At 73.8% G+C, this 26,915-nt stretch carries 19 protein-coding genes; 8 read left to right on the top strand and 11 right to left on the bottom strand.

The genetic code is table 11. From position 1 onward, the window contains the following. The first annotated feature begins 8 nt into the window (after window positions 1-8). The gene (locus tag CP977_RS14095) at window positions 9-452 is read left to right on the top strand and encodes a hypothetical protein (protein WP_062754874.1); all 444 of its coding nucleotides are present in this window, start codon (window positions 9-11) and stop codon (window positions 450-452) included. A 144-nt stretch (window positions 453-596) separates the two neighbouring features. After that, window positions 597-1,475, top strand: a complete 879-nt coding sequence (locus tag CP977_RS14100; protein ID WP_062754872.1) for an LPXTG cell wall anchor domain-containing protein — start codon at window positions 597-599, stop codon at window positions 1,473-1,475. Window positions 1,476-1,555: 80 nt separating this feature from the next. Here CP977_RS14100 and ppc read toward each other — a convergent pair whose 3' ends face one another. Beyond that, window positions 1,556-4,285 carry a phosphoenolpyruvate carboxylase gene (gene ppc, locus CP977_RS14105; protein ID WP_062754870.1) on the bottom strand — a complete coding sequence of 910 codons (2,730 nt, stop codon included), beginning with the start codon at window positions 4,283-4,285 and terminating at the stop codon, window positions 1,556-1,558. A 252-nt stretch (window positions 4,286-4,537) separates the two neighbouring features. Here ppc and CP977_RS14110 point away from each other — a divergent pair, with 252 nt between their 5' ends. The 3 genes from CP977_RS14110 to CP977_RS14120 all read left to right on the top strand — a co-directional run bounded on the left by CP977_RS14110 (window position 4,538) and on the right by CP977_RS14120 (window position 8,151). After that, the gene (locus CP977_RS14110; protein ID WP_062754868.1) at window positions 4,538-5,530 is read left to right on the top strand and encodes an acyl-CoA desaturase; all 993 of its coding nucleotides are present in this window, start codon (window positions 4,538-4,540) and stop codon (window positions 5,528-5,530) included. Continuing rightward, window positions 5,530-6,222 carry a TetR/AcrR family transcriptional regulator gene (locus CP977_RS14115; protein ID WP_062757048.1) on the top strand — a complete coding sequence of 231 codons (693 nt, stop codon included), beginning with the start codon at window positions 5,530-5,532 and terminating at the stop codon, window positions 6,220-6,222. The genes CP977_RS14110 and CP977_RS14115 overlap by 1 nt, the downstream gene beginning before the upstream one ends. Window positions 6,223-6,447: 225 nt before the next feature. Next, window positions 6,448-8,151, top strand: coding sequence for an FG-GAP repeat domain-containing protein (locus CP977_RS14120; protein WP_308017212.1), 1,704 nt, complete (start codon window positions 6,448-6,450; stop codon window positions 8,149-8,151). A gap of 73 nt (window positions 8,152-8,224) precedes the next feature. Here CP977_RS14120 and CP977_RS14125 read toward each other — a convergent pair whose 3' ends face one another. Next, on the bottom strand, window positions 8,225-9,058 hold the full coding sequence (locus CP977_RS14125) for a trans-aconitate 2-methyltransferase (protein ID WP_062754864.1): 834 nt from the start codon (window positions 9,056-9,058) through the stop codon (window positions 8,225-8,227). A 163-nt stretch (window positions 9,059-9,221) separates the two neighbouring features. On the opposite strand from CP977_RS14125, the gene CP977_RS14130 reads away from it, so the two are divergent. Next, window positions 9,222-9,719, top strand: coding sequence for a MarR family winged helix-turn-helix transcriptional regulator (locus CP977_RS14130; protein ID WP_062754862.1), 498 nt, complete (start codon window positions 9,222-9,224; stop codon window positions 9,717-9,719). Here the strand turns inward: CP977_RS14130 and CP977_RS14135 are convergent. The 8 genes from CP977_RS14135 to CP977_RS14170 all read right to left on the bottom strand — a co-directional run bounded on the left by CP977_RS14135 (window position 9,678) and on the right by CP977_RS14170 (window position 20,499). Beyond that, on the bottom strand, window positions 9,678-10,466 hold the full coding sequence (locus CP977_RS14135) for a LuxR C-terminal-related transcriptional regulator (protein WP_062757047.1): 789 nt from the start codon (window positions 10,464-10,466) through the stop codon (window positions 9,678-9,680). The two genes, CP977_RS14130 and CP977_RS14135, sit on opposite strands and share 42 nt — an antisense overlap. Before the next feature lie 282 nt (window positions 10,467-10,748). Then, window positions 10,749-11,909, bottom strand: coding sequence for a galactokinase (gene galK, locus CP977_RS14140; protein ID WP_152370203.1), 1,161 nt, complete (start codon window positions 11,907-11,909; stop codon window positions 10,749-10,751). Continuing rightward, complete coding sequence (gene galE / locus CP977_RS14145; protein WP_062754858.1) at window positions 11,906-12,880, bottom strand: UDP-glucose 4-epimerase GalE; 975 nt, start codon at window positions 12,878-12,880, stop codon at window positions 11,906-11,908. Before galE ends, galK begins: the two co-directional genes overlap by 4 nt. Further along, window positions 12,877-13,920: a galactose-1-phosphate uridylyltransferase gene (gene galT, locus CP977_RS14150; RefSeq protein ID WP_062754856.1), complete on the bottom strand. Its 1,044-nt coding sequence runs from the start codon at window positions 13,918-13,920 to the stop codon at window positions 12,877-12,879. The genes galE and galT overlap by 4 nt, the downstream gene beginning before the upstream one ends. A 161-nt stretch (window positions 13,921-14,081) precedes the next feature. Then, the gene (locus CP977_RS14155; RefSeq protein WP_062754854.1) at window positions 14,082-14,765 is read right to left on the bottom strand and encodes a response regulator transcription factor; all 684 of its coding nucleotides are present in this window, start codon (window positions 14,763-14,765) and stop codon (window positions 14,082-14,084) included. A gap of 161 nt (window positions 14,766-14,926) precedes the next feature. Continuing rightward, window positions 14,927-16,735 carry an outer membrane protein assembly factor BamB family protein gene (locus CP977_RS14160; RefSeq protein WP_152370204.1) on the bottom strand — a complete coding sequence of 603 codons (1,809 nt, stop codon included), beginning with the start codon at window positions 16,733-16,735 and terminating at the stop codon, window positions 14,927-14,929. 13 nt (window positions 16,736-16,748) lie between these two features. Beyond that, window positions 16,749-18,581, bottom strand: coding sequence for an outer membrane protein assembly factor BamB family protein (locus CP977_RS14165; protein ID WP_062754850.1), 1,833 nt, complete (start codon window positions 18,579-18,581; stop codon window positions 16,749-16,751). A gap of 112 nt (window positions 18,582-18,693) precedes the next feature. After that, the gene (locus CP977_RS14170) at window positions 18,694-20,499 is read right to left on the bottom strand and encodes an ABC-F family ATP-binding cassette domain-containing protein (protein ID WP_062754848.1); all 1,806 of its coding nucleotides are present in this window, start codon (window positions 20,497-20,499) and stop codon (window positions 18,694-18,696) included. 217 nt (window positions 20,500-20,716) lie between these two features. Between CP977_RS14170 and CP977_RS14175 the strand changes: the two genes are divergently transcribed. Both CP977_RS14175 and CP977_RS14180 read left to right on the top strand, forming a co-directional pair. Then, a complete protein-coding gene (locus tag CP977_RS14175) occupies window positions 20,717-23,128 on the top strand; it encodes a protein kinase domain-containing protein (RefSeq protein WP_152370205.1) in 2,412 nt (803 codons plus the stop codon). Between the two features lie 2 nt (window positions 23,129-23,130). Next, window positions 23,131-25,536, top strand: a complete 2,406-nt coding sequence (locus CP977_RS14180; RefSeq protein WP_109187181.1) for a protein kinase domain-containing protein — start codon at window positions 23,131-23,133, stop codon at window positions 25,534-25,536. Here the strand turns inward: CP977_RS14180 and CP977_RS14185 are convergent. After that, window positions 25,517-26,887: an acyltransferase family protein gene (locus tag CP977_RS14185; RefSeq protein ID WP_152370206.1), complete on the bottom strand. Its 1,371-nt coding sequence runs from the start codon at window positions 26,885-26,887 to the stop codon at window positions 25,517-25,519. The two genes, CP977_RS14180 and CP977_RS14185, sit on opposite strands and share 20 nt — an antisense overlap. Between the last annotated feature and the right edge of the window lie 28 nt (window positions 26,888-26,915).

The raw sequence follows: 26,915 nt of genomic DNA on the forward strand, positions 1-26,915 counted from the left end.
CGCGGGTCATGACGCACGTCCGTAACGCCGCCATGGCCCTGGTCGCCCTGCTCCTCGTCGTCGCGGGCGTGTGGGCCTCGTGGGCCTCGGCCCAGCACGTGCTGCTGGGCAAGGGGCGCGAGCACGGGACGCTGACGGTGACGGCCTGCGGCGAGGACGCGTGCAGCGGGCCGTACGTGCCCGGGGATCCGGGCGCGGAGCGGCGGACGCTGTCGATAGGGCGGTCGGTGGCGGCGGGGCCGGGGATGACGGTCCCGGTGGTGGTGAAGCCGGGTACGGACGAGGGCGTGCGGGCGGGCTGGGGCGGCGGGCTGCACGCCTGGCTGCCGCTGGGCGGGGCGCTGCTGCTCGCGGCGCCGCTGGTGGGCGGCGGGCTGCGGTTGCCGCGGACGGCGTGGTCGCTGGCGGGGTTGGGCGGGGGGCTGCTGGTGGCGACGTTCTTCGCGCTCTGAGGGGGACGGGGAGAGTCGTGGCCGGTTCGCGTCGGCTCCTGGCGCAATCGTTACGGTACTCCGACTATAAGGCTCCCTTAAGGGACGGATAGTCTGCGTTCGCCGCCCCCCACGGCTTCCCTCATCCCAGATGGACGACTGCACATGCGACGCTCCTCCATATCCGCTGCCGCGCTCGTCGCGGCCATGGCGGGTTCCCTCGTTCTGGCCCCCGCCGCCCTCGCGGCGGACGGCCCGAAGCCCCTTCCCCTGCACCAGGTGAAGGACCTGCCGCTGACCGCCTCGGAGTTCGGCACTCAGGAGAAGGTCTGCGGGAACGTCCCGACGAGCCAGGACGGCTGGCACTTCGTGCTGCCGGGCAGCGGCAAGGGCGACTCCGCCGTCTTCACCGAGCTGACCGTGACGTTCGAGCCCGGTGGCACGCAGACCGTCACGGTCTTCGGTCCGCCGTCCGACAAGCACGCGTACGTGGCTTCGCAGCCGGGCGCCAAGCTGGTCTCGGCGACGGCCGAGACCTCCGCGCCGGTCAAGCAGGGCTGGTTCAACCTCTCCCACACCTGCCCGGCCACCGAGACCGGCGGCACGACGGGTGGCACGACCGGCGAGACGACCACGGGCGGCACCACGGGCGAGACCACCACGGGCGGCTCGACCGGCGAGACGACGACCGGCGGGACCACGGGCGAGACCACCACGGGTGGCACGACCGGTGAGACCACGACCGGCGGGACCACGACCGGTGGCACGACCGGCGAGACGACCACCGGCGGGACCACGGGCGAGACCACCACGGGCGGCACCACCGGCGAGACGGCGACCGGTGGGGCCACGACCGGTGGGGCCACGACCGGCGAGACGACCGGCGGTGAGGCGACCACCGGTGGTTCGGGCGGCACGGACGAGGGCAACCTCGCCGAGACCGGTTCCGGCGCCCCGGTCGGCGTCATCGCCGCCACGGCCCTGGCCCTCGCGGCCGCCGGCGCGGTCCTGGTGACCCGCCGTCGCAAGGCGCAGCAGGGCTGACGCACCCCGTCCCGTGACGGACGACGGAAGCCCCCGCCGGGGAGACCCGGCGGGGGCTTTCGTCATGCGTGCGGCGGGGGTCAGCCGGTGTTGCGCAGGCCCGCCGCCACGCCGTTGACCGTGAGGAGCAGGGCCCGGGCGAGGAGCGGGTCCGGGTCCTCGCCGCGCTCGGCGGCCGCGCGCTGGCGGTCGAGGAGGGCGACCTGGAGGTAGGAGATCGGGTCCAGGTAGGCGTCGCGGATGGCGAAGGTCTGCTGGAGGACCGGGTTGGAGTCGAGGAGCTTCTCGCCGCCGGTGACCTTGAGGACCTCGGCGACGGTCAGCTCGTGCTCGGCCTCGATGGTGTCGAAGACGTGCTTGAGGTCGTCGGGGACCAGGGTGTCGACGTAGTGGCGGGCGATCCGCAGGTCGGTCTTCGCGAGCGTCATCTCCACGTTGGAGAGGAAGTTGCGGAAGAAGTGCCAGCGCTCGTACATCTCGCCGAGGACCGGGTCGAGACCGGCCTCGCGCAGGGCCTTGAGGCCGGAGCCGACGCCGAACCAGCCGGGGACGATCTGGCGGGACTGGGTCCAGCCGAAGACCCACGGGATGGCGCGCAGTCCGTCGAGGGAGACGCCGGAGCCGGGGCGGCGGGAGGGCCGTGAGCCCAGGTGCAGGTCGGCGAGCTGGTCGACGGGGGTGGAGGCGAGGAAGTACGCCGGCAGGCCGGGGTCCTCGACGAGCTTGCGGTAGGCGGTGTGGGCGGCGTCGGAGACGGTGTCCATGGCCGCGTCCCAGCGGGCGAGGGCCTCGTCGGACTGGCGCGGCGCGGTGTGCAGGGCGGAGGCCTGCAGGGTGGCGGCGACGGTCAGTTCGAGGTTCTCGCGGGCGAGGGACGGGATGAGGTACTTGTCGGAGATGACCTCGCCCTGCTCGGTGACCTTGATCTCGCCCTCCAGGGTGCCCCAGGGCTGGGCGAGGATCGCGTCGTGGGAGGGGCCGCCGCCGCGGCCGACGGTGCCGCCGCGGCCGTGGAAGAGGCGGAGGCGGACGCCGTAGCGGTGGGCGACGTCGCGCAGGCGCCGCTGGGCGCGGTGGATCTCCCACTGGGAGGTGGTGATGCCGCCGAACTTGGAGGAGTCGGAGTAGCCGAGCATGACCTCCTGGACGTCGCCGCGGAGCGAGACGAGGCGCCGGTAGGAGGGGTCGGCGAGCATGTCGTCGAGGATGACGTCGGCGGCCTTGAGCTCGTCGGTGGTCTCCAGGAGCGGCACGATGCCGATCTTGGCCCAGCCGGCGTGCAGGTCGACGAGGCCGGCCTCGCGGGCGAGGACGGCGGCGGCGAAGACGTCGTCGGCGCCCTGGCACATCGAGATGATGTAGGACTCGATGACCTCGGGGCCGAAGCGCTCGAAGGCCTCCTTGACGGTGTGGAAGACGCCGAGGGTCTTCTCTCCGGCGGCGTCGAGGGGGGCCGGGGTGGGGGCGAGGGGGCGGCGGGAGCGCAGCTCCTTGGCGAGGAGCTTCTGCCGGTAGTCGCGGGGCATGTCGGCGTAGCGCCAGGACTCCTCGCCGAGGCGGTCGAAGAGCTGTCCGAGGGCGTGGTGGTGGGCCTCGGCGTGCTCGCGGACGTCCATGGTGGCGAGCTGGAGGCCGAAGGCGGAGAGGGTGCGGATGACCCGGTCCATGCGTCCGTCGGCGAAGAGGGCGCCGCGGTGCTCGCGCAGGGAGGTCTGGATGAGGGTGAGGTCGTGGATCAGCTCGGCGGTGCCGAGGTAGTCGCGGCCGTCCTGGTGGGGGGTGCCGTTGGCGAGGCGCTCACGGGTGTTGACGAGCTTCTGCCGGACGCAGGTGGCCTTGAGCCGGTAGGGCTCCTCGGCGTTGAGGCGCTTGTAGCGGGGGCTGATCTCGGGGAGGAGTTCCAGGTCGCGCTGGAGGGATTCCAGGAGTTCCGGGGTGGCTCCGGTGTAGCGGATGGAGTTGGAGAGGAGTCCGCGCAGGAAGTCGACCAGTTCGAGGGCGTCGGTGATGCCGTGCTCGTGCTGGAGGATCAGGATGTCGCGGGTGACCTGGGGGGTGACGTTGGGGTTGCCGTCGCGGTCGCCGCCGATCCAGGTGCCGAAGGTGAGGGGGCGGGTGCCGGCGGGCAGCTCGACGCCGACGCGCTCCAGTTCGGCGGCGAGGTCCTCCAGGACGTCGCCGACGGCGCCCGCGTGGAGCTCGTCGAGGTAGTAGATGGCGTTGCGGGCCTCGTCGGCGGGCTCGGGGCGGACCACCCGGAGTTCGTCGGTCTGCCAGATGAGGTCGATGTTCTCGGCGAGGCGCAGGTCGGTGCGGCGCCGGTCGGCCTGGCCGACCGGGGTCTCCAGGAGGGCGGCGATCCGGCGCAGCTTGTTGAGGACGGAGCGGCGGGCGGCCTCGGTGGGGTGCGCGGTGAAGACGGGGCGCACGTTGAGGTTCTTGACGGTCTCGCGGACGTGCTCGGGGTCGCCGTCCTTGAGCATGTCGACGGTGCGGGCGAGGAGGCCGCCCTCGGCGGCGCGCTTCTCGCGCAGTTCGCGGCCGCGGTGGACCTGCTCGGTGACGTTCGCGAGGTGGAAGTAGGTGGAGAAGGCGCGCACGAGCTTGGCGGCCGTCTCGAGTTCGACGCCGCGGAGCAGCTCGGCGGCGGCCTCGCCGTCCTCGCGGGTGAGGCCGCGGACGCGCTCGACGAGGTCGAGGAGGTCGTGGCCCTCCTGGCGGACGAGGGTCTCGCCGAGGAGGTCGCCCAGTCGGCGGATGTCGGCGCGCAGCTCGGTGCTGGCGGTGGGGGTCTGGTCGGCACTGCTCACAGGTGCGGCTCCTTGCAGTGTTTGAGCACGTCTGGAGGTGTTCTGGAGGCTTGCGGACCGCGCTGTCCGACGCACCAAGGATAGGTGGCCGTCCCTCCGGTGGCGGCCGGGGCCCTCTTGTGCCCTCTTGCCGCGCGCCACGACGCTGCCATACTTACGACACCGTAGGTTACGGAGCCGTAGCCACGGGACCGTTCACGTGCGCGTTTCCGCGCGCGTCACCCCTTCTGCCCCTCACCCCCAGGGAGACCCATGACCATGAGCCCCGAGATGACCTCGGCGCCCGAGGCGCCGGACAGTCCGGACGGCGCCGGGGCGCTGCCCTTCGCCACGCTGGGCGGTGACAAGAAGGGGTCGGTCGAGCAGATCGCCCTGTCGCTGTTCATCGTGGTGCCGTTCCTGGCGCTGCTCGCGGCGGTGCCGCTGGCGTGGGGCTGGGGGGTGAGCTGGCTGGACCTCGGTCTGATGGTGGCGATGTACTTCATCGGCTGCCACGGGATCACGATCGGTTTCCACCGGTACTTCACGCACGGGTCGTTCAAGGCGAAGCGGCCGCTGCGGATCGCGCTGGCGGTCATGGGGTCGCTGGCGGTGGAGGGGCCGCTGGTGCGCTGGGTGGCGGATCACCGCAAGCACCACAAGTTCTCGGACGCGGAGGGCGACCCGCATTCGCCGTGGCGGTTCGGGGAGACGGTTCCGGCGCTGATGAAGGGCCTGTGGTGGGCGCACATCGGCTGGATGTTCGACGAGGAGCGGACGCCGCAGCACAAGTACGCGCCCGATCTGATCAAGGATCCGGCCATCCGGGCGATCTCGCGCCAGTTCGTGCTGTGGACGATCGTGTCGCTGGCGATCCCGCCGCTGGTGGGCGGTCTGGTGACGTGGTCGTGGTGGGGGGCGTTCACGGCGTTCTTCTGGGGCTCGCTGGTGCGGGTGGCGCTGCTGCACCACGTGACGTGGTCGATCAACTCGATCTGTCACGCGGTGGGCAAGCGCCCGTTCAAGTCGCGTGACCGTTCGGGGAACGTGTGGTGGCTGGCGGTGCTGTCCTGCGGCGAGTCGTGGCACAACCTGCACCACGCGGACCCGACGTCGGCGCGGCACGGGGTGCTGCGCGGGCAGGTCGACTCCAGCGCGCGGCTGATCCGCTGGTTCGAGAAGGCGGGCTGGGCGTACGACGTGCGCTGGCCGGCGAAGTCCCGCATCGAAGCCCGGCGCCAGAGCGTGTCCGCAGACGCGGCATGATGGAGGACGTGGCGATCGAGGGCAGGACCGGCGGCAGTGGCGGCAGCGGCGGAGAGCAGAAGCCTCCCCGGCGCGGGCGCCGGGTGCGGATGACGGGCGCGGAGCGCCGGGAGCAGCTGCTCGACATCGGCCGCACGCTGTTCGCCGCGAAGGGCTTCGAGGGCACCTCGGTGGAGGAGATCGCGGCGAAGGCCGGGGTCTCCAAGCCGGTGGTGTACGAGCACTTCGGGGGGAAGGAGGGGCTGTACGCGGTCGTGGTCGACCGGGAGATGCGGCAGCTCCTCGACGGGGTGACGGGGGCGCTGACGGCGGGGCATCCGCGGGAGCTCCTGGAGCAGGCGGCGTTCGCGCTGCTGGACTACATCGAGAACTACACGGACGGTTTCCGGATCCTCGTGCGGGATTCTCCGGTGGCGCAGTCGACGGGCACGTTCGCGTCGCTGATCAGCGACATCGCCACGCAGGTGGAGGACATCCTGGGCCTGGAGTTCAAGGCGCGGGGGTTCGATCCGAAGCTGGCGCCGCTGTACGCGCAGGCGCTGGTGGGGAGTGTGGCGCTGACGGGCCAGTGGTGGCTGGACGTCCGCAAGCCGAAGAAGGCGGAGGTCGCGGCGCACCTGGTGAACCTGGCGTGGCACGGCCTGGACGGCCTGGAGCAGAAACCGCGGCTGATAGGGCACCGGAAGAGCTGACGGAGGGCGGGAGCCCCCGGGGCCGGAAGGGGCGGGCCCGGCAATCGGAGGGGTCTCCGGTTGCCGGGCATATTCGTTGATGCCCTGTCGCACCGAGGGGATATGCTCCTGCCACAGCCGGGAGGGTGTTCGCCCCTCGCACGTGTCTTCGACGTGCGGACGTGTCGCAGAGCCCCTCCCCGGTCCACTGTCATTCTGATCCCTGGGGGGGATCTTTTGCGTTCTGTGTCCTCCACGCGTGCGCGCCTCGCGGCCTGCACCGCCCTCGCCCTCTCCGCGGGCATGCTGCTCGCGACCCCGGCGTCGGCCGACGAGCCCTCGCCCCGCCCGGTCGCCGAGAAGTCGGCGACCGCCTTCACCCCGCCGCCGGTCCTGGAGCGGCCGACGGCCGGCGCGCCCCGCGCGGGCGCCGCGGCCACCACCGGCGTCGGCGCCTCTCCCCAGCTGTCGGACTTCGACGGCGACGGGTACAGCGACCTGATCTACCGCGCCTGGAACGGAAACCTCTACACCAACACCCCGACGAGCGACGGGCCCTTCCTCGGGGACACCTCGGAGCCCGTCAAGGACGTCATCCCGATCGGCAACCAGGACGGGGACGCCAGCGGCCCCGAGGTCCTGACGCTCTCGGCGCACGGCGTGCTCTCCCTGTACACGGACGCCACGCCCACCTACGCGTCGTACGCCTGGCAGGGCGGGGGCTGGCAGATCTACAACAAGGTCCTGGCGCCCGGCGACGTGAACGACGACGGCCGTGCGGACCTGGTCGCCCGTGAGCACAACGGCGACCTGTACCTGTACTACGCCACCGGCAACCGCTACGCGCCGTTCTCCGCGCGCGTGAAGATCGGCGTCGGCTGGAACGTCTACGACCAGCTCCTCGGCATCGGCGACAACAACGGCGACGGCTGGGCCGACCTGGTCGCCCGTGACGCCTCCGGCGGTCTGTGGTTCTACGCCGGCAAGGGCGACAAGTCGTCGCCGTTCGCCGCGCGCCGGTCCATCGGCGTCGGCTGGAACGGCTACAACCAGATCTTCCCCGTCGGCGACGACAACCACGACGGCAACGGAGAGATGATCGCCCGCGACCTGAAGGGCACCTTCTGGTACTACACGGGCAAGGGCGACGGCACCTTCTCGGCCCGCCGGCAGATCGGCACGGCCGGCGGGTGGGCCGGGGTCCCGCAGTTCGGCGGCGCGGGCAACATCCCGGTCACCGGCGCCAAGGAGGGCCTCTACGCGCGGGACAAGGCCGGGACGCTGTTCTGGTACGGCAGCACCACGACCGGTCAGATCGGCAAGCGCGACCAGGCCAGCGACACGGGCAACTGGGCGGGCGCCGTCTTCACGCACCTGTCCACGCTGAACCCGGACGGTTCGTCCGACCTCGCGCAGATCTACCAGAACGGCCTCTACGTCGACAACGCCTACATCGGCTCCGGCTGGAGCGCGTACAACGCGCTCGTGGGCCCGGGCGACCTGTCCGGCGACGGCAGGGGCGACCTGCTGGCCCGGGACAAGGCCGGCGTCCTCTACCTGTACAAGGGCAACGGCTGGGGCACCGGCTTCGCGACCCGGATCAAGGTCGGCACCGGCTGGGGCGCGTACAACGCGCTCGTGGGCGCGGGCGACTACACCGGCGACGGGCGGGCCGACATCGTGGCCCGCACCCCGGGCGGCGATCTGTACCTGTACGCGGGCACGGGCAGTGCGACGACCCCGTTCAAGGGCCGGGCGAAGATCGGCGCCGGCTGGAACACGTACACCAAGCTGGTCGCCCCCGGCGACCTGAACGCCGACGGCAAGGGCGACCTGCTCGGCGTGGCCTCCAACGGCGACCTGTACTCCTACCTGAACACCACGCCGGGCAAGTTCACGGCGCGGAGCAGGATCGGCTACGGCTACGGGATCTACAACACCATGTCGTGACGGCCCGAGGGCCGTGGGCGCCCCGCACCGGGACCTCCGGTGCGGGGCGCCCGCGCGTTCACCCCGCCCGCGTTCAGGCCGGTTTGCGGGCGACGGCGAAGATCCGCCGGAACGGGAAGACGGTTCCGTGCGGACCGGGCGGGTAGGCCTCGCGCAGGAGGGCGCGGTACTGGCCGAGGAAGGCGTCGGCCGCCTCCCGGTCGTCGTCCAGGGCGGTGAGGACGGGCCGCAGGGCGGTGCCCTTCACCCAGTCGAGGACGGGGTCCTCGCCCTGGAGGAGCTGGCAGTACGTGGTCTCCCAGACGTCCGCCTCGCAGCCGAGGCCGATGAGGCGGTTCAGGTAGTCGGCGGTGTCGAGGACGTGGACGAAGCGGCGGCCCTGATCGCCGAGGCGGTCGCGCCACTCGGGGGTGTCGCAGAGCTCGCCGAGCAGGGCGTGGCTGGGCGAGACGAAGTTGCCGGGGACCTGGAAGGCGAAGGTGCCGCCGGGGCGCAGTCCGTCGATCCAGGAGGCGAAGGACTCGGGGTGGTTGGGGACCCATTGGAGGGCCGCGTTGGAGACGATCAGGTCGTAGGGCTCGTCCGGGGTCCAGTGGGCGGCGTCGGCGGGCCGGAAGTCGATCCAGCCGCCTCCCCGGGTGGTCCCCGCCCAGTCCTTGTCGGCCCGTTCCAGCATCTCGGGCGAGAGGTCGAACCCGGTGATGTGCGCGTCGGCCCACCGGTCGGCGAGGAGGGCCGTCACGTTGCCGGGGCCGCAGCCGAGGTCGGCGATGCGGGCGGGCCGGTCTCCGGCCGGCAGCCGGGGTATTCGGGCGAGCAGGTCGAGGAAGGGCCGGGCGCGGTGTCCGGAGTGGCGGAGGTACTGCTGTGGATCCCAGGTGGGTGCGGCGGATTCCACGGAATGCATGTTCGAAGCCCCCTTGCTGGAACGAATGGCCGAAACGGAACGGTGTTCCGGCCGGGTCCCTTCCCCATAGTCCAGCGAAATATATCTTGGTGACAAGAATCTTTAAGTAAAGAAACTTGCCATCAAGAGACTTTATGTCAACAGACCCTCTACACTGATCGTCATGGAGGACGAGGTCGACCGACTGGTCGCAGCATGGCGCCGCGAGCGCCCGGACCTCGACGTGGAACCGCTCGAGGTGCTCAGCCGCGTCTCGCGGCTCGCCCGGCACCTCGACCGCGCCCGTCGGCTCGCCTTCTCCGAGCACCAGCTGGAGCCCTGGGAGTTCGACGTCCTCACCTCGCTCCGCCGCGCCGGAGCGCCCTACCAGCTCTCCCCCGGCCAGCTCCTCACCCAGACCCTGGTCACCTCCGGGACCATGACCAACCGCATCGACCGGCTCGCCAAGAAGGGCCTGGTCGAGCGGCTGCCCGACCCCAGCGACCGCCGCGGGGTCCTCGTCCGGCTCACCCCCGAGGGCCGCGACCGCGCGGACGAGGCGCTCGCCGGGCTCCTCGCCCAGGAGCGCGCCATCCTGGCCCGGCTCTCCGGCGCCCAGCGCGCCGAACTGGCCGCCCTGCTACGCCGGCTGACCGCCCCGTTCGACAACATCCCCGGCTAGTACGGCCGCGGCCGCGGGCAGCGGTTCCGCCGGGCCCACGCCCGCGCGGCGGGCCAGGGCCACCGCCGCCAGGGTCGAGTGCACGCCCAGCTTCCCCAGCACGTTCTGCATGTGGGTGCGGACGGTGTGCGGGGAGAGGAAGAGGCGCTCGGCGACCGCCTTGCGGCCCAGGCCCGCGACCATGCAGCGCAGCACCTCCCGCTCGCGCGGGGTCAGCGACTCCACCAGCCGCTCGCTGTCCGTGCGGTGCTTGCGGGCCGCCGTCAGCTCCCGCAGGACACCCGTCAGCAGGGCCGGAGGCAGGTGCGTCTCGTCCCTGAGGACCCCCCGGACCACCGCGAGCAGCCGCTGGAGCGAGCAGTCCTTCGCGACCCAGCCCGACGCCCCGGCCTGGAGGGCGAGCGCGGCCCGGTGCGGGTCGTCCCGCTCCGCGAGGACGACGGTGCGGACGGCGGGCTGCACCCGGCGCACCCCGGCCACCAGCGAGATCCCGTCCACCGCGCCCTCGGCGTCGTCGGGCACGGCGCGGGCCGGTGCCGTGCCGGGCGGGCCCGCGCCCAGCTCGGCGTCGACCAGAAGCACGTCGAACCTGCGCCCCTCCGCCGCGCCGCGCTCCAGACAGCGCAGGGCCGCCGGGCCGCTGCCGGCCGCGGCGACGTCGACGTCCGGCTCCGCCGCGAGGGCGGCGGCCAGCGACTCGGCGAAGATCCGGTGGTCGTCCACCACCAGGACCCGGATACGTGCCACGGACACCCCCATGCGTCGAGGAACGGACCGGCGCGGGCACGGCGCCGGGGGCGGGTCCGTCGTGGGACACGGCCGCCGCCGTGCGTGGATGGATACCCCGCTCACGGCGCCGTACCCGGCGGGTCGCGCCCCCTGAACGGCGCCGGCCCCCGCCGACGCCGTCCCTCAGGGTAGGGGCGGGGGGTCACGGCGGGGGCCGAAACGGGGAACTGCCGAGGGCGGAGACCGGAACCGCCGGCGGCCGGCGGCCGGAAAGGGCTCCTCAGAGGCGGCGGGGCCCGTCTACGGAGAGGCCTCCGCTCCCCGGACGCGGCGGGCGCCCGCCGACGGGACGGCCGGGAAGACGCCCGGGGCCGCGTGCCCGGCCGCGGCGAAGGCCTTCTCGACGGCGGCGGCGACCTTCTCCGCCCGGTCGGTCCCCACCAGGACGACGGCCGAGCCGCCGAAGCCGCCGCCGGTCATCCGGGCGCCGAGCGCCCCGGCCGCGTTCGCCGCCTCGACCACCAGGTCCAGTTCGGGGCAGGAGACCCGCAGGTCGTCCCGGAGGGAGGCGTGGCCCTCGGTGAGGACCGGACCGACCGCCCGGGGGTCCCCGGCGTCCAGGAGCGCGATCACGCGCTCCACGCGCGCGTTGTCCGAGACGACGTGCCGCACGTACCGCCGTACCGTCTCGTCGTCCAGCCGGGCGAGCGCGTCGGGCAGACGCGCGGCGTCGACCTCGCGCAGGGCGCGCACGCCGAGCGCCCGCGCGCCCGCCTCGCACCCGGCGCGCCGCTCGGCGTACGCGCCGTCCCCGAGCGCGTGCTTCACGCGCGTGTCGACGACGAGCAGCGTCAGCCCCTCGGCGGCCGGGTCGAAGGGGACCTGGCGGTGCGACAGGTCGCGGGTGTCCAGGTGGAGGGCGTGGCCCTCCAGCGCGCAGGCGGAGGCCATCTGGTCCATGATCCCGCAGGGCACGCCGACGAAGGCGTTCTCGGCGCGCTGGGCGATCCGGGCCAGCTCGGGCCGGGAGAGGCCGAGGCCGAACAGGTCGTTCAGGGCGAGCGCGGTGACGACCTCCAGGGCGGCCGAGGAGGAGAGTCCGGCGCCGGTCGGCACGGTCGAGGCGAGGTGCAGGTCTGCGCCGGTCACCGGGTGCCCGGCCTCCCGCAGCGCCCAGACGACCCCGGCGGGGTAGGCCGCCCAGCCGCCGCCGGAGAGCGGCTCCAGGGTGTCCGTATCGAGCTGGACGATCCCGCCGTCGACGTCGGCCGAGTGCAGGCGCAGGACGCCGTCGTCGCGGCGGGAGACGGCGGCGACGGCGGTGTGCGGCAGGGCGAGCGGCAGCACGAAGCCGTCGTTGAAGTCGGTGTACTCCCCGATGAGGTTGACCCGCCCGGGGGCCGCCCAGACCCCGTCGGGGGCGGCCCCGTAGAGGCTCTGGAATCCGGTGGCGACGTTCACGGGCGCTCTCCTTCTCCGCTCCGGGCGAAGGCCCAGGCGTCGGCGACGACGTCCGCCAGGTCGGGGCGGGAGGGGGTCCAGCCGAGCCGTTCGCGCGCGGTGTCGGCGGAGGCGACGAGGACGGCCGGGTCGCCGGGGCGGCGGGGGGCGACGGTCTCGGGGACCGGGTGGCCGGTGACCTTCCGGACGGTCTCGATCACCTCGCGGACGGAGAAGCCGTTGCCATTGCCCAGGTTGCAGACCAGGTGCTCGCCCGCCGTCACCGCGTCGAGGGCGAGGAGGTGGGCCTCGGCGAGGTCGGCGACGTGGATGTAGTCGCGGACGCAGGTGCCGTCCGGGGTCGGGTAGTCCTCGCCGTACACGGAGATCGCCTCGCGGCGGCCCAGGGCGACCTGGAGGACGAGCGGGATCAGGTGCGACTCGGGGTCGTGGCGCTCGCCGTACGGGCCGTACGCCCCGGCCACGTTGAAGTACCGCAGCGAGACGGCGGCCAGGCCGTGGGCGGCGCACTCGCCGGCGATCATGTGGTCCACGGCGAGCTTGGTCGCCCCGTAGGGGCTGGTGGGGGCGGTGGGGGCGGTCTCGGGGATCGGCACGGTCTCCGGTTCGCCGTAGGTGGCGGCGGTGGAGGAGAAGACGAGGCGGCGGACCCCGGCCGTGCGCATGGCGGCGAGCAGGGCCGTGGTGCCGCCGACGTTGTTCTCCCAGTACTTCTCGGGCTTCTCGACGGACTCGCCGACCTGGGAGGAGGCGGCGAAGTGCAGGACGGCGTCGTAGGAGCCGTCGAGCCACCGCGCGGCGTCCTGGACGCGCCCCTCGACGAACTCGGCGCCCTCGGGGACGGCTTCGGCGAAGCCGGTGGAGAGGTCGTCGAGGACGGTGACCCGGTGGCCCCGCTCCAGGAGGTGGGCGGCGACGACGCTGCCCACGTACCCCGCCCCGCCCGTCACCAGATACCTCTGCCGCGTCATGCGTCTGCCACCTCTCGGAGTCGTCGGGCCGCGTCCTCCGGCCGCACGTCGTTCATGAAGGCCCCCATGCCGGACTCGGTGCCGGCGAGGAACTTGAGCTTGTCCGGGGCCCGTCGGACGGTGAAGAGCTCCAGGTGGAGCCCGAAGTCCTCGCGCCGCCCGTCCGTGAACGGCGCCTGGTGCCAGGCGGCGATGTAGGGGGTCGGCGGCGCGTCCGGGCCGAAGATCCGGTCGAAGCGCCTCAAGAGTTCCAGAAGGACCTGTGGGCACTCTGTGCGGGCGCCGCCGTCGAGGGCGAGCAGGTCGGGCACGCGCCGCTTGGGGTGCAGGTGCACCTCGTACGGCCAGTGGGCGGCGTACGGCACGAAGGCGATCCAGTGGTCGGTCTCCAGGACCACCCGCTCGCCGTCCCTCTTCTCCCGGGCGACGACGTCGTCGAAGAGGTTCCGGCCGGTCGCCTCGCGGTGCGCGTCGATCCGGCGCCTCATGGCGGCCGTCCGGGGCGTCACGTAGGGGAAGGCGTAGATCTGGCCGTGGGCGTGGGGGAGGGTGACGCCGATCTCGGCGCCCCGGTTCTCGAAGCAGTAGACCTGCTCGACGCCGGGGAGGGCGGAGAGTTCGGCGGTGCGGTCGGTCCAGGCGTCGAGGACGAGGGCGGCCCGCTCCTCGGTGAGGTCGGCGAAGGAGTCGGTGTGGTCGTCGGTGAAGCAGACGACCTCGCAGCGGCCGACGCCGCCGGAGAGGGAGGGGAAGCGGTTCTCGAAGACCGCGACCTCGTAGCCCTTCTCGGGGATCTCGCTCTCGCGTCCGTCCCGGGAGGGGCAGAGCGGGCAGGCGTCGGCCGGCGGGAGGTAGGTGCGGTCCTGCCGGTGGGAGGCGACGGTGACCGGGTCGCCGGTCAGCTCGTCGTACCGGATCTCGGAGCGGGAGACGACGCGGGTGAGGGGGCGGGGGTCGACGGCGTCGCGGACGGTGTCCGCGCGCGCGTCGTAGTAGATGAGCTCGCGCCCGTCGGCGAGCGTGGTGACGGTCTTCTTCACGGGATGCCCTCCGGGCAGAACCAAGCGCGATCAAACAGAATCCCGCACAAAAAATCACATTCAAACATCGCCGTCAATGGCGAAGCCGGCCCCGGCCCGGGGCGGGGCGGGATTCTCGCGATTCCGGCGGGCAGGCGCCGGACAAGCTCCGGGCGGGCGCCCTAAGAGGCGTCCCTGGGGCCCGGGATCGCTCGGTCCAGGAGGCCCGTGCGGGCTGCCAGGGCCGCTGCCTCCAGGCGGGAGCCGACGCCCAGTTTCATCAGGACCCGCTGCACGTGCGTCCGCGCCGTGCTCGGCGCGATCCCCATCCCCACCGCGATCACCTGGGTGTCCTCGCCCTCCGCGACCCGCACCAGGACCTCCACCTCCCGCCGCGTCAGGAGCCGCAGCAGCCGCTGCCCCTCGTCGTCCGGCTGCTCCGACGGGTGCAGCAGCTCCGCGAAGGCGCCCTGGAGCAGCTGCGGCGCCACCGCCGACTCCCCCGCCCTGGCCTTCACCAGGGCCCGCTCGACGCCCTCGATGCGCTCGTCGTGGCGGACGTATCCGGAGGCCCCGGCCGCGAACGCCGCCGCGATCCCGCGCGGCGACGGCACCGGGCCGAGCACCACCACGGCCACCTGCGGCCGTTCCCGCTTGATCCGCACGACCGGGTCGAAGACCCCCGGACCGTCCGGCGCCGCCGTGCCCAGGAGGCAGACCTCCGGTGCCCGGCCCACCACCAGCTCCGCCGCTCCCGCCACCGGCGCGGCCGCCGCGAGCACCCGGTGCCCGCGCAGCTTGAGCGCCGAGGCGAGCGCCTCCGCGTGCAGCCGGTGGTCGTCGACCACCACGAGGCGTACGCCCATCCCCGTCATTCCCCCTTCTCCGAGGCGCGCCGGAGCTCCGGCGGGCCTGAACCCGGCAAGCTACACGCTCCCCCGCCCCGTATCCCGCCAATCCCGGACATCGGAACGCCCGCGGGCCCCTCCGGTGGTCCGGAGGGGCCCGCGGGCCGTGCGGTCCGCCGTCAGCGCGGGACGGCGAAGGAGACCAGCAGGTAGTCCTTGGAGCCGGTGCTCGACTCCCGGGGCTTGCTGATCAGGTTGTCCGAGAGGAAGAACCGGCCGTCCTGGTACCGGAGGTCGGCGCCGTTCAGGCTGAAGCTCCGCTCCGGGTTCTGGGACGTCTTGTCCGCCGGGTTCTCCAGGAGCAGCGTCTCCTTCATCGTGGCCCCGTCGACCGAGACGATCCGGCCGCCCTTGTCGTACGGCGCCTCCTTGTAGGCGATGATGTTGGCGCCGTCCATCCGCATCGGGACGAAGGTGTACTGGTCGCCCGCGTCGGCCTTCTCCGGCGCCATGCGCCCGGTGGCCAGGTCGAAGGCGATGATCTCGTTGGTCTCGGAGCCGTACTCGCCCGTGCTGCCCTCGTGCTCCTCGGTCGGCACGTACAGCTTGCCGTTGCCGACGAGCGCCTGGGTGCAGGACTCGACCTGGGTCGTGCGGCAGCGGGCCGCGTACTGCTCGGCGTCCGCCGTGATCTTCGCCTTCAGCTTCCCGGTCGTCTCGTCGATCGAGAAGAAGTCCGAGATGCCGCTGCCGTCGCCGGCGCTCTCGCCGACGTCGGCCGCGACGACCAGCGGCTTGCTGGAGACGACCGAGGCGTACTTGACGCCGGCCGGCATCTTGAACTGCGAGAGCGGCTTGCCCGACACCGGGTCCAGGTTCTGGATCAGGACGCTCGGGTTGTCGTACGTGCCGCACTTGCGGACCGCGACGAGGGCCGGGCCGCCTCCGTAGCCCAGGTCGTAGCAGCGGTCGCCCTCGTCCTTCGGCTTCCAGCGCGGGTTGCCGCTGGCGAGGTCGAAGGCCGCGCCCCCGTCGGTGCCGCCGGCCGCGACGGTCGTCCCGCTGAGCGTGACCTCGCTGAGCCGGGCCTTGTCGTCGCCGACGGAGACCGCGTCGGACCACACCAGCTTGCCGGTGTTCAGGTCGACCACGCCGACCTGGGTGCACGGCTGGAAGTAGCGCGGCGCGACCCGCTTGGTGGCCTCGAAGAGGATCGGCAGCTTGCCGTCGGCGCTGACGTGCCGCGAGGCGCCGCACATCTGGCCGGTCAGCGGCAGCGTCCACAGGACACCGCCCTTGTCCAGGTCGTAGGCGACCAGCGAGTCGAGGCCCGGCTTCACGAACGCCTTGTCGGTGATCCAGGAGCCGGAGACGTCGGTGACGTCCGGGACCTTCGGGATGTCGATCTTGTAGGCCACCTTCGCCTGCGTATTGGCGGGCACCTTCTCCTTGCCGCCGCCACCGCCGCCGCCCTTGCCGCCGGTGTCACCGCCGCCGGTCGCGGGGCCCTGTGTGGTGCCGTCCGGGCCCTTGGCCTCCTCGGAGCCGTCGGAGTTGGCGTACCAGATGCCGAAGCCGACGATCAGGGCGACCGCGACGGCCGCGGCGATGACGATCTGGAGCTGTGCCGACAGCTTCTTGCCGCCGCCGGGGGCCGGGGGCGGGACGGGCGGGTACGCGCCGTACTGCGGCTGCGGCTGCGTGGGGTAGCCGTACGGGGCCTGCGGCTGCTGCGGCTGCGTCGGGTAGCCGTAGCCCTGGTCGGGCTGGGGCGGCTGGGGCTGCCCGGGGTAGCCGTACGGGGCCGTCGGCGGCTGCTGCGGGTAGCCGTAGCCCTGGTCGGCCGGGGGCTGCTGCGGGTACCCGTAACCGGGCCCGGACTGCTGCGGGTGGCCGTAGCCGGGATCCTGCGGCGGAGGCGTCGGGGCCCCGAAGCCGCCCTGCGGGTCCGGCGGTTGGTTCGGCGGGGGCGGGGGTGGCTGCGTCATCGGTCCGTGTACCTCACTTGCTGAAGGCCATCATCGTCTTGACCAGCTTCTCTTCCTTGTCGTTCGTGGCGGAGACGCGTCCGCTCGCCACCACGAAGGCGCCGTTGCCGTAGGCGTAGCCGGCGCTGTAGAAGCTGTTCTCGATCTCCGCGGTGGAGGCCGGGTGCTGGAGCAGGATCTTCGGCGCGCCACCCGTCGGGGCGATGGTGGCGACGGCGCCGCCCTTGTTGTACGAGGACTTCACGTACGTCAGGACCTCGGAGCCCTCCATCCGCAGCGGCACCACGGTCTGCTCGCCGGGGGCCTTGGAGCGCCACTTGGCCTTGCCGTTGTTCAGGTCGAAGGCGACGACCTCGTTGGCCTTGCCGTAGCCGGTCTCGGTGGCCATGTAGAAGGTGTTCGCGTCGGCCGCGACACCGGTGCAGCCCTGGAGGTTCTTGCCGAAGATGACGAAGCTGCCGCCGCACGAGGGGGCGAACTTGTCGGTGCCGCCCTGGATGTTCGAGCGGAGCTTGCCGTCGGCCCGGAGGGAGAAGATGCCCCACTTCTTCGGCTCGCGCTGGGTGGCCGAGACGACCAGCGGGTCGACCGAGTAGACCTTGTCGACCTCCCAGCCGGCCTCCAGCTGGAAGGTGAACTTCGGCTTGCCGGTGTCGGGATCGACCTCGCCGACCGCCTGGACCTTCTTGCCGCCGCTGCCCGAGGAGCAGTTCATGGCGGCGACGAGCTTCTTGCCACCCGCGTAGGCGAAGGGCTTGCAGCCGGTGGTGGGGCCGGTGAAGAGCTGCCGGCCGTCGGTGAGCGAGAAGCCGTACGCGCTGCTGGAGCCGGCCGCGGTGACCGTGTTGCCGCTGATGGCCAGGGTGTTGTCGGAGAAGGCGAAGAAGCCGGTGGCCTTCGGGACGGCCTTCTTCCAGCCGGGCTTGCCGGTCTTCAGGTCGATCTGCTGGAGCTCGGTGCACTTGGCGCCGTCCTTGGCGCTCTCCTCGTACCCGAAGACCATGATCCCGTTCGCGGAGGGCTCCGTCGGGGCCGCGCACAGCTGGAACGGCAGCGGGACGGTCCACTTCACGGCGCCCGTGGTGAGGTCGTAGCCCTCGACGCTCTTGTACATGGCCTTGACGACGGTGTCGCCGACGATCCAGGGGCCCTTGACGTCGGCGCCGTTGCGGGGCAGGTCGACGGTGTTCTTCGTCAGCCAGTTGACCTTGGCCTCGCCGTCCTGGCGGCCCGCGTTGAGGTCCTCCTCGCCGTTGCGCCCGTCGCCGGAGCCGTCGCCCTCGTCGACCGACTCGGACGGCTTGGGGGCGCCGGAGGTCGGGGCCGCGGTGGCGGTGGGCCGGGCCACCGGGTCCTTCTCGTCGTCACCGCCGCCGACGACGGCCCAGGTGGTGACGGCGGCGATCAGGACGGCCGCGGCGGCCACACCGGCGACGAGCGCGGTCCGGTTCTTGCCCGGACCGCCGCCGGGCGGCGGGGTCGGGGCGCCGGGGTATCCGGGCTGGGTGGGATAGCCGCCGTAGGGGCCGGGCTGCTGGCCGTACGGGCCGGGCTGCTGGCCCTGCTGCGGGTACCCGTAGGGCGGCGGCACCGGCTGCCCGTAGGGGCCGGGCTGGCCCGGCTGCTGGCCCGGCTGCTGCGGGTAGCCGTAGCCGGCCCCCGGCTGCGGGGCCTGCCCGTACGGGCCGGGCGCGGCCGGCGGCGGGCCCTGCGGCGGGGTGGGCGGGCCCGGCGGGACCGGGGGCACGGGCGGCTGTCCCTGCTGCGGGGACTGGCCCGGGGACTGGTTCGGGTCCTGAGGGGCTCCGAAGCCCCCCGGCGGCTGGTTGCTGGGCGGCTGCGACATGGCTGGTTCCCCCTAGGCGTGAACGGGTTTTCTTTCTACCACCCACGCCATGGCGCAAAAGCGACCGGTCCGCCCCTTGTTCCCAAGGGAGGACCGGCCTGTGATGCCCTCGTTATGCGTCCTCGGCCAGTTCCAGCCAGCGCATCTCCAGCTCCTCACGCTCCGCGACGAGTTCGCGCAGCTCGGCGTCGAGCTTCGCGACCTTCTCGAAGTCGGTGGCGTTGTCCGCGATCTGCCCGTGCAGCTTCGCCTCCTTCTCGGAGACCTTGTCGAGCTGCCGCTCGACCTTCTGCAGCTCCTTCTTCGCGGCGCGCGCGTCCGCGGCCGAGACGCCGGGCTTCGGCTGCGCGGGGGCGGCGGCGGGCGCCGGGACGGACGCCTCGACGGCCCTGCGGCGCCGCTCCAGGTACTCGTCGATGCCGCGCGGCAGCATCCGCAGCGTCTTGTCGCCGAGCAGGGCGAACGTCCTGTCGGTGGTCCGCTCGATGAAGAACCGGTCGTGGGAGATGACGACCATGGAGCCCGGCCAGCCGTCGAGCAGGTCCTCCAGCTGGGTCAGGGTCTCGATGTCGAGGTCGTTGGTGGGCTCGTCGAGGAAGAGGACGTTCGGCTCGTCCATGAGCAGGCGCAGCAGCTGGAGGCGGCGGCGCTCGCCGCCGGAGAGGTCCGCGACCGGCGTCCACTGCTTCTCCTTGGAGAAGCCGAACTGCTCGCAGAGCTGCCCGGCCGTCATCTCGCGGCCCTTGCCGAGGTCCACCCGGTCGCGGATCTGCTGCACGGCCTCCAGGACGCGCAGGGTGCCGGGGAGCTCGGTGACGTCCTGGGAGAGGTAGGCGAGCCGGACGGTCTTGCCGACGACGATCCGGCCGGCCGGCGGCTGGACCTCGCCGCCGCTGCGGGCCGCGTCCGCGAGGGCCCGCAGGAGTGAGGTCTTGCCCGCGCCGTTGACGCCGACCAGGCCGACGCGGTCGCCGGGGCCGAGCTGCCAGGTGAGGTGCTTGAGCAGCTCCTTGGGCCCGGCGGTGACGGTCACGTCCTCCAGGTCGAAGACCGTCTTGCCCAGGCGCGCGTTGGCGAACTTCATCAGTTCGCTGGTGTCGCGCGGCGGCGGCACGTCGGCGATCAGCTCGTTGGCGGCCTCGATGCGGTAGCGGGGCTTGGAGGTGCGGGCGGGGGCGCCGCGCCGCAGCCAGGCCAGCTCCTTGCGCATCAGGTTCTGCCGCTTGGCCTCCTCCGTGGCCGCGATCCGCTCGCGCTCGGCGCGGGCGAAGACGTAGTCGGAGTAGCCGCCCTCGTACTCGTGCACGTCACCGCGCTGCACGTCCCACATGCGGGTGCAGACCTGGTCGAGGAACCAGCGGTCGTGGGTGACGCAGACGAGCGCGGAGCGCCGGTTCTGCAGGTGCTGGGCGAGCCAGGCGATGCCCTCGACGTCGAGGTGGTTGGTGGGCTCGTCGAGGACGATGAGGTCCTGGTCCTCGATGAGGAGCTTGGCGAGCGCGATCCGGCGCCGCTCGCCGCCGGAGAGCGGGCCGATGACGGTGTCCAGGCCGTTCTCGAAGCCGGGCAGGTCGAGCCCGCCGAAGAGGCCGGTGAGCACGTCGCGGATCTTGGCGCTGCCAGCCCACTCGTGGTCGGCCATGACGCCGATCACCTCGTGCCGGACGGTGGCCTCCGGGTCGAGCGAGTCGTGCTGGGTGAGGACGCCCAGGCGCAGGCCGCCGCTGTGGGTGACGCGACCGGTGTCGGCCTCCTCCAGGCGGGCGAGCATCCGGATGAGGGTGGTCTTGCCGTCGCCGTTGCGCCCCACGACCCCGATCCGGTCCCCTTCGGAGACGCCGAGCGAGACGCCGTCGAGCAGGGCACGGGTGCCGTACACCTTGCTGACGTTCTCGACATTGACCAGGTTGACGGCCACGTTGACTCCTGTACGGGGTGATCGATCGACGTCCAGGGTAGACCGTGGGGCGACCCGTCACTCTCCGTCACTGACGGGGTGGGGTGCGGGCGGCATCCGATCCGGGCCGGTCCGCGCGAACGCCCCTCCCGCCGGGGTGATCACCACTAGGGTCTCTCCGGCGGATCGGGGCCGGGCGGCCCCGATCCGCGGACCTCACGGGGGAGGGATGTCACGCATGGAACGACTCGCCGGGAGCGACCCGCGGCAGGTCGGCCCGTACACGCTGGTCGGCAGGCTGGGCGCGGGCGGCATGGGCGCCGTGTACCTGGGGCGCTCGTCCGGGGGCCGCACGGTGGCCGTGAAGGTGGTGCGGCCGGACCTGGCGGGGGACGACGGGTTCCGGGACCGGTTCCGGCGCGAGGTGGCGGCGGCGCGGCTGGTGTCGGGGGCGTTCACCGCCCCGGTCGTGGACGCCGACCCGGACGCCGGGGTGCCGTGGATGGCGACGGCGTTCGTGCCGGGCGTCCCGCTGAGCCGGGCGGTCACCGCCCACGGGCCGCTGCCGGAGGCCGCGCTGCGGATGCTGACGGCGGGCCTCGCGGAGGCCCTGGTGGGGGTGCACGCGGCGGGGGTGGTCCACCGGGACCTGAAGCCGGCGAACGTGCTCCTCGCCCTCGACGGGCCGCACGTCATCGACTTCGGCATCGCGCGGGCCACCGACGGCACGACCCTGACCTCCACCGGCTCGGTGATCGGCTCGGCCCCGTACATGTCCCCCGAGCAGGCCCTCGGGCAGCACCTCACCCCGGCGAGCGACGTGTTCTCGCTCGGGACGACGGTCGCCTTCGCCGCCCTCGGGGAGAGCCCCTTCGGGGACGGCGCGGGGGCGGCGGTGCTGTTCCGGGTGGTGCACACCGAGCCGGACCTGTCGGCCGTCCCGGAGAGCCTGCGGCCGCTGGTCGAGCGCTGCCTGGCCAAGGACCCGGAGGAGCGCCCGGCCCCGCGCGAGGTGATCGCCGCCGTCGCGGGCGCGGACCCCGGCGCGCCCTCCGATCCCCGGCTCGCGCTGCTCGCCGGGGCCCGGCCCGGCGGCGCCCCGGTGGACATGCCGCGCCTCTCGGACGGCTGGCTGCCGGAGCCCGTCGCCGCCGACGTCCTGGCGCTGCGGGCGGCGCTCGCGGCGGAGCTGCCGCCCGCCGCCGAGCCGGCCGCCACCGACCCGTACTCCTCCCGTCCGTCCTCCTCCGATCCGTACTCCTCCGGCCCGTCGGGTCCCGAGTCCGGTCCGGCGGGCTCCGAGCCGCCCGGTACGGCCCCGACGCGGCCGCTGTCCGGCCCGCCGCCCGCCGACGCGCCGCCCGCCGGGCCGAACGGCCGGCGGCGGCTGCTCCTCGGCCTGGCCGCCGGCGCGGTCGCCGCCGCGGCCGGGGCCACCTGGGCGCTGGCCCGGGGCGGCGGGAGCACCGACGAAGGCTCCGGCGGCGCCGGGGGGAGCGCGAAAGGCGGCGGGGGCACGGCGTCGCCCCGCCCGTCCGCCGACGCGGTGCCCGACGCGAAGCTGGCCTGGCAGGCGCGGCTGCCCGCCTCCGTCGCGCAGGTGCTCCCCGGCGGCGGGATCGTCGCCTGCGTGATGCCGGAGACGGTCGTGGGGCTCGACCGCCGGGGCCGTACGGCGTGGACGGTGAAGGTCGGGGACCACGACCTGCTCCCCTCCGTGGCGGGCCCGAACGTGCAGACGCTCGCCGCCGTCGACGGCGACCGGCTGTACGTCTCCGGATCGAGGTTCGCGCTGTCCGGCTCCCGGGCCGGGGTGCTCTCCGTCCGCATGACCGACGGCAAGGACGCCCGGGTGACGCTCCTGGACGACCCGCCCGCCATCGGCGTGCTCTCCTTCCCCGGCGTCCGCGGGGGCCGCGCCTTCCTCTCCCCCATGCTGCAGGCCGGAAGCGGCACGACCTCGACGGCGGTGTGGGCGCTGGACCTGGCCGGACGCCGGACCGCCTGGGTCCACACCCCCGAGGCGCTGCCCGTCTTCTGGGGCCTGCCGCAGAGCGGCGGCGGCCTGCTGTACGCCGACACCCAGCAGCTCGTCGCCCTGGACGCCGGGGGGAAGACCGCCTGGACGAAGGAGACGGCCGCCGTCCTGGTCGGGGCGGCCGGACGGTACTTCCTCGCCGCCGACAAGCAGGGCACGCTGTCCGCCCTGGACCCGGCGGACGGCCGGGCGGTGTGGAAGGTGCCGAAGGTCGTCCCCGCCTCCGCCCGGGGCGGCGGCTGCGCGACCGACGAGAAGGGCGAGACCGTCTTCGTCCTCCTCCAGGACGGGGACGGCGGGCTGTCGCTGGCCGCCCTGGGCGCGGCGGACGGGAAGGCCCGCTGGCGCACCCCGCTGCCCGTCGAGCCCGAGGGCGGGTCCCTCGGGGGCGTGGGCGCCCGGCTGCTGTACGCCGACGGGAACGTGTACCGGATGGGGGCCGACGGAACGCTGTGGGCGTTCTCCGCCGCGAGCGGCGCGGCGCGCTGGAAGTACGGCGGCTTCAAGGGGAGCGACCTCCTGAAGATCGCCTGGAGTGCCGGTGACCGGAGACTGTGCGTCTCCGACGTCGCGGCGACGACCGTCGCCGCGCTCGACGCGAACGGAGCCTGAGGATGAGCCCGCTGGAACCGCTGGATCCCGCCGACCCGCCCCGGATCGGCCCGTACGCCCTCCTGGGCCGGCTCGGCGCCGGCGGCATGGGCGCGGTCTACCTGGGCCGCTCGCCGGGCGGCCGGACCGTCGCCGTGAAGCTGATCCGCCCCGAGCTGGCCGACGAGGCGTTCCGGGCCCGGTTCCGGGCCGAGGTCACCGCCGCGCGGGCCGCGTCCGGCGCGTTCACGGCGCCCGTGGTCGACGCGGACCCCGACGGGCCGGTGCCGTGGATGGCGACCGCGTACGTGCCGGGCGTCTCGCTCGGCCGGGCGGTCGCCGCCCACGGCCCGCTGCCGGAGGACGCGCTGCGGGCGCTCGCCGCCGGGATCGCCGCGTCCCTGGAGACGGTCCACGCGGCGGGCCTGACCCACCGCGACCTCAAGCCCGGGAACGTCCTGCTGGCCCTCGACGGGCCGCACCTCATCGACTTCGGCATCGCGCGGGCCGTCGACGGCACGGCGCTCACCGCCACCGGCATGATCCTGGGCACCCCGGCGTACATGTCGCCCGAGCAGGCCGTGGCGGGCCCGGTGGGGCCCGCGAGCGACGTGTTCTCGCTGGGCTCGACCCTGGCGTTCGCCGCCCGGGGCGCGGGCCTCTTCGACGGCGGGGCGCCGACGGACGTGCTGCGGCGCGTGGTGTACGAGGAGCCGGACCTGTCGGGGGTGCCCGAGGGGCTGCGGCTGCTCGTCGCCGCGTGCCTGGCGAAACGCCCGGAGGACCGGCCCACGCCCCGGCAGATCGTCGGGATCGTGGAGCGGGGGGCGGCCCCCCTGACCTCCGGCGCGTGGCTGCCGCCGGCCCTGATCGCGATGATCGAGGAGGCCGCCTCGGTCCTCGCGCCCTCGGTGACCCCGACCCCTCCCCCTCCCCCGGCCCCGGCCGCGCCCCCGGCTCCTCCCGCCGGGGCCCCGGCCACCGGGCCGACGCTGCCGTTCCCGCCGCCCGTCCCCGCCGCTCCCCCTGCGCCGCCCGCGGTCCCCGACCCCGGCCGCCGCCGGCTGGTGCTGTTCGGCCTGGCGGGCGGCGCCGCGGCCCTCGCGGGCGGCGGCACCGGCCTCGGACTCTGGCTCGCGGGGGACGGGGGCGACGACCCGAAGAAGGCCGACGGGAAGCCGCAGGCCGGGAAGCAGGAGACCGGCCCCGCCCTCACCGACCCCGAGCGCCCCCTCGGCACGAAGACCACGGCGAAGCCCCTGTGGACGGCGCCGGTCTCCGAGCCGCTGGTGCAGCTCCTGCGCGAGGGCGACACGATCGTCGCCCTCAGCACCAAGAACATGTGGGCCTTCGACGGCACGGGCCGCAAGAAATGGGGTCCCCTGGCCCACCCGGCGGAGCTGTCCACCGGCGCCTACGGCGGAGGGCTCGTCGCGACCGTCGGCGGCGGCACGGTGTACGGCGTGATGCGGCAGGGCGCGAGCGGGCTCTCCCAGGTCCTGCGCGCCGTCCGCCTCGACACCGGCGCCGAGGCGTGGACCGTCCCGCTGCCGTACGAGACGTCGAACCAGGTGTCCGTGGTCGGGATGCTCGACGGGCGGGTGTACGTCGACGGGACGGCGAGCACGGGCGGCTTCGACCCGAAGAACCCGAAGAAGGGGTTCACGATCGCCTCGGGCCCGTTCGTCTGGTCCCTGGACCCGGCCACCCGGAAGGGCTGGCAGGTGATCCTCACGGACCCGGAGGTCAAGTACCCCCAGGGGCAGCTGCTCGTCCCGTCCTCCGGCACCAGCCTGTTCTGGGCGAGCCGGCAGACCGACGGCAGCGCGCAGAAGATCGCGGCGCTCGACGTGCGCACCCGCAAGCTCCTCTGGGAGCAGCCCTCGCCCGGCGCCGAGGCCGCGGCCGGCTCGTACGACGTCCTGCTGCAGGGCCGCCACACGCCGTGGCGGGACGGGCCGTACGTCTCGGCGGGCGGCCTGTTCCTCCACGTCTCCGACCGGCTCCACGCGGTCGATCCGGCGAACGGGAACGTCGTCTGGTCCTCCCCCGAGGTCCCGCTGAAGACGGTGGTGGCGAGCCCCGACGGGAAGACCGTCTACGCCGCCGCCATGGCCCCCACCGCCCTCGCGATCCGGGTGTACGCGCTCGACGCCCGCACCGGCGCCGTCCGCTGGGCGGGCTCGGTCGACACCCTGGAGCAGGGGGGCGGCGGCCTGCCCGTGCTGCAGAGCGCGGACGACACCGTCTACCTCACCGCCGGCGGGCACCTGTGGGCCCTGGACGCGGCGGACGGCCGGGCCCGCTGGACGTACCGGCTGTCCACCTCGGTCGGCAGCGGCGTGCTGCGCGCGTTCCGGGCGGGCGGCGGGAAGGTGTACGCGATGGGGACGAAGGGCCTGGTGGCGCTCAGCGCGACCGGCCGGTGACCGCCCCGGGCGCCCGGCCCGCCCGGCCCGCCCGGCCCGCCCGCTCCACGGCCAGCCAGCCCGCCAGGATCAGCGCCACGGCGGCCGGGGCCGTGACCGGGAGGACGATCAGGGTCGCCGTGTGACCGTCCAGGAGCCCGGCGAAGCCGGTCAGGGAGAGGCCGAGGACGCCGAGCAGGGCGAGGGTGATGCCGAGCGCGGCGAGCGGGCCGCCCGTCCCGGTCGCCGGGGCGGGCGGGACCGGGGCCTCGAAGCGGCGGAAGGCGGCGACGAGGAGGGCGGCGAGCACGGCCGCCGCCGCGAGCCGCAGCGGCACCTGAGCCCACCAGGCCCCGGAGGCGGGCTCGGGCAGCCGCACGCCGGAGCCGAGGAGCACCCCGTACACCCCGAGCATGGCCGTCAGGTGCCAGAGGAACGCGGTCATCGCGACCCCGTTGGCGGCGACCACCGCCCGCCAGACCCCGGCGCGGGCGGCGAACCGGGCCCCGGGCCCCCTCAGCAGCTCGACCGCGCCGACCAGCCACAGCCCGTGGCAGAGCAGGGCGAGCGTGGGCGGGGCCATGTTGGAGACCTTCTCGCCCGGCATCCCCACCATGGAGAGCGGGTACGGCCCGAGGGCGACGAGCGCGGCCGCGCCGGCCAGGCCCGCGCCGGCGAGCAGGGCGGGGCGGCGGATCATGCCGTCGGCGCGCAGGAAGCCGAGCTGGTGGACCGCCAGCCACACGAAAGCGAAGTTCAGGAACTCGACGAACGGCACGTGTACGGCGAACCGCAGGAGGTCGACGGCGACCGTGCCGCCCGCGAGCACGGCGAACGCGCCCCAGCCCCACCGCTCGTGCAGCTTCAGGAGCGGCGGGGTGAGGGCGACCATCGCCAGGTAGATCCCGATGAACCAGAGCGGCTGGGTGACGAGCCGCAGCGCGACCCCGGTGAGCCCGCCGTCGGCGCCGAGCAGCGGGAGCACGAGCGCGGCGGCGCCCCACACGGCGACGAACACCATGGTGGGCCGCAGCAGCCGCTGGAGCCGGGCCCGCAGGAACTCCGCGTACCGGGGGCGGGAGCGGCGGGCGAGGGCGTGCGAGAAGCCACCGACGAAGAAGAACACCGGCATGACCTGGAACACCCAGGTCACCGCCTGGAGTTCGGGCACGACCGCCAGCAGGTTCCCGACCTGCCCGTCCGGGCCGACCGCCGCCATCAGCCAGTGCCCGAGCACGACGACGGCGAGCGAGGCGACCCGGAGCAGATCGACGTACCGGTCCCGGGTGGCGGGCGTGACGGCGGCGAGGTCACGCGCGCGGAGGCGGTTGCCGCTTCCCGTGCCGGGGCTTCCCGTGCTGCTGCTTCCCATGGGGGTACGGTCCCGCGGGGGCCCGGTC

The sequence above is a fragment of the Streptomyces cinereoruber genome, assembly GCF_009299385.1.
GTDB classification, from domain to species: Bacteria; Actinomycetota; Actinomycetes; order Streptomycetales; family Streptomycetaceae; genus Streptomyces; species Streptomyces bikiniensis.

Coding starts and splice junctions, on each gene's coding strand:
- CP977_RS14165 (WP_062754850.1), bottom strand. CDS start 18,581: ATGTCGCAGCCGCCCAGCAACCAGCCGCCGGGGGGCTTCGGAGCCCCT.
- CP977_RS14130 (WP_062754862.1), top strand. CDS start 9,222: ATGGAGGACGAGGTCGACCGACTGGTCGCAGCATGGCGCCGCGAGCGC.
- CP977_RS14100 (WP_062754872.1), top strand. CDS start 597: ATGCGACGCTCCTCCATATCCGCTGCCGCGCTCGTCGCGGCCATGGCG.
- CP977_RS14125 (WP_062754864.1), bottom strand. CDS start 9,058: ATGCATTCCGTGGAATCCGCCGCACCCACCTGGGATCCACAGCAGTAC.
- CP977_RS14185 (WP_152370206.1), bottom strand. CDS start 26,887: ATGGGAAGCAGCAGCACGGGAAGCCCCGGCACGGGAAGCGGCAACCGC.
- CP977_RS14160 (WP_152370204.1), bottom strand. CDS start 16,735: ATGACGCAGCCACCCCCGCCCCCGCCGAACCAACCGCCGGACCCGCAG.
- CP977_RS14095 (WP_062754874.1), top strand. CDS start 9: ATGACGCACGTCCGTAACGCCGCCATGGCCCTGGTCGCCCTGCTCCTC.
- CP977_RS14115 (WP_062757048.1), top strand. CDS start 5,530: ATGGAGGACGTGGCGATCGAGGGCAGGACCGGCGGCAGTGGCGGCAGC.
- CP977_RS14180 (WP_109187181.1), top strand. CDS start 23,131: ATGAGCCCGCTGGAACCGCTGGATCCCGCCGACCCGCCCCGGATCGGC.
- CP977_RS14175 (WP_152370205.1), top strand. CDS start 20,717: ATGGAACGACTCGCCGGGAGCGACCCGCGGCAGGTCGGCCCGTACACG.
- CP977_RS14155 (WP_062754854.1), bottom strand. CDS start 14,765: ATGGGCGTACGCCTCGTGGTGGTCGACGACCACCGGCTGCACGCGGAG.
- CP977_RS14110 (WP_062754868.1), top strand. CDS start 4,538: ATGACCATGAGCCCCGAGATGACCTCGGCGCCCGAGGCGCCGGACAGT.
- galE (WP_062754858.1), bottom strand. CDS start 12,880: ATGACGCGGCAGAGGTATCTGGTGACGGGCGGGGCGGGGTACGTGGGC.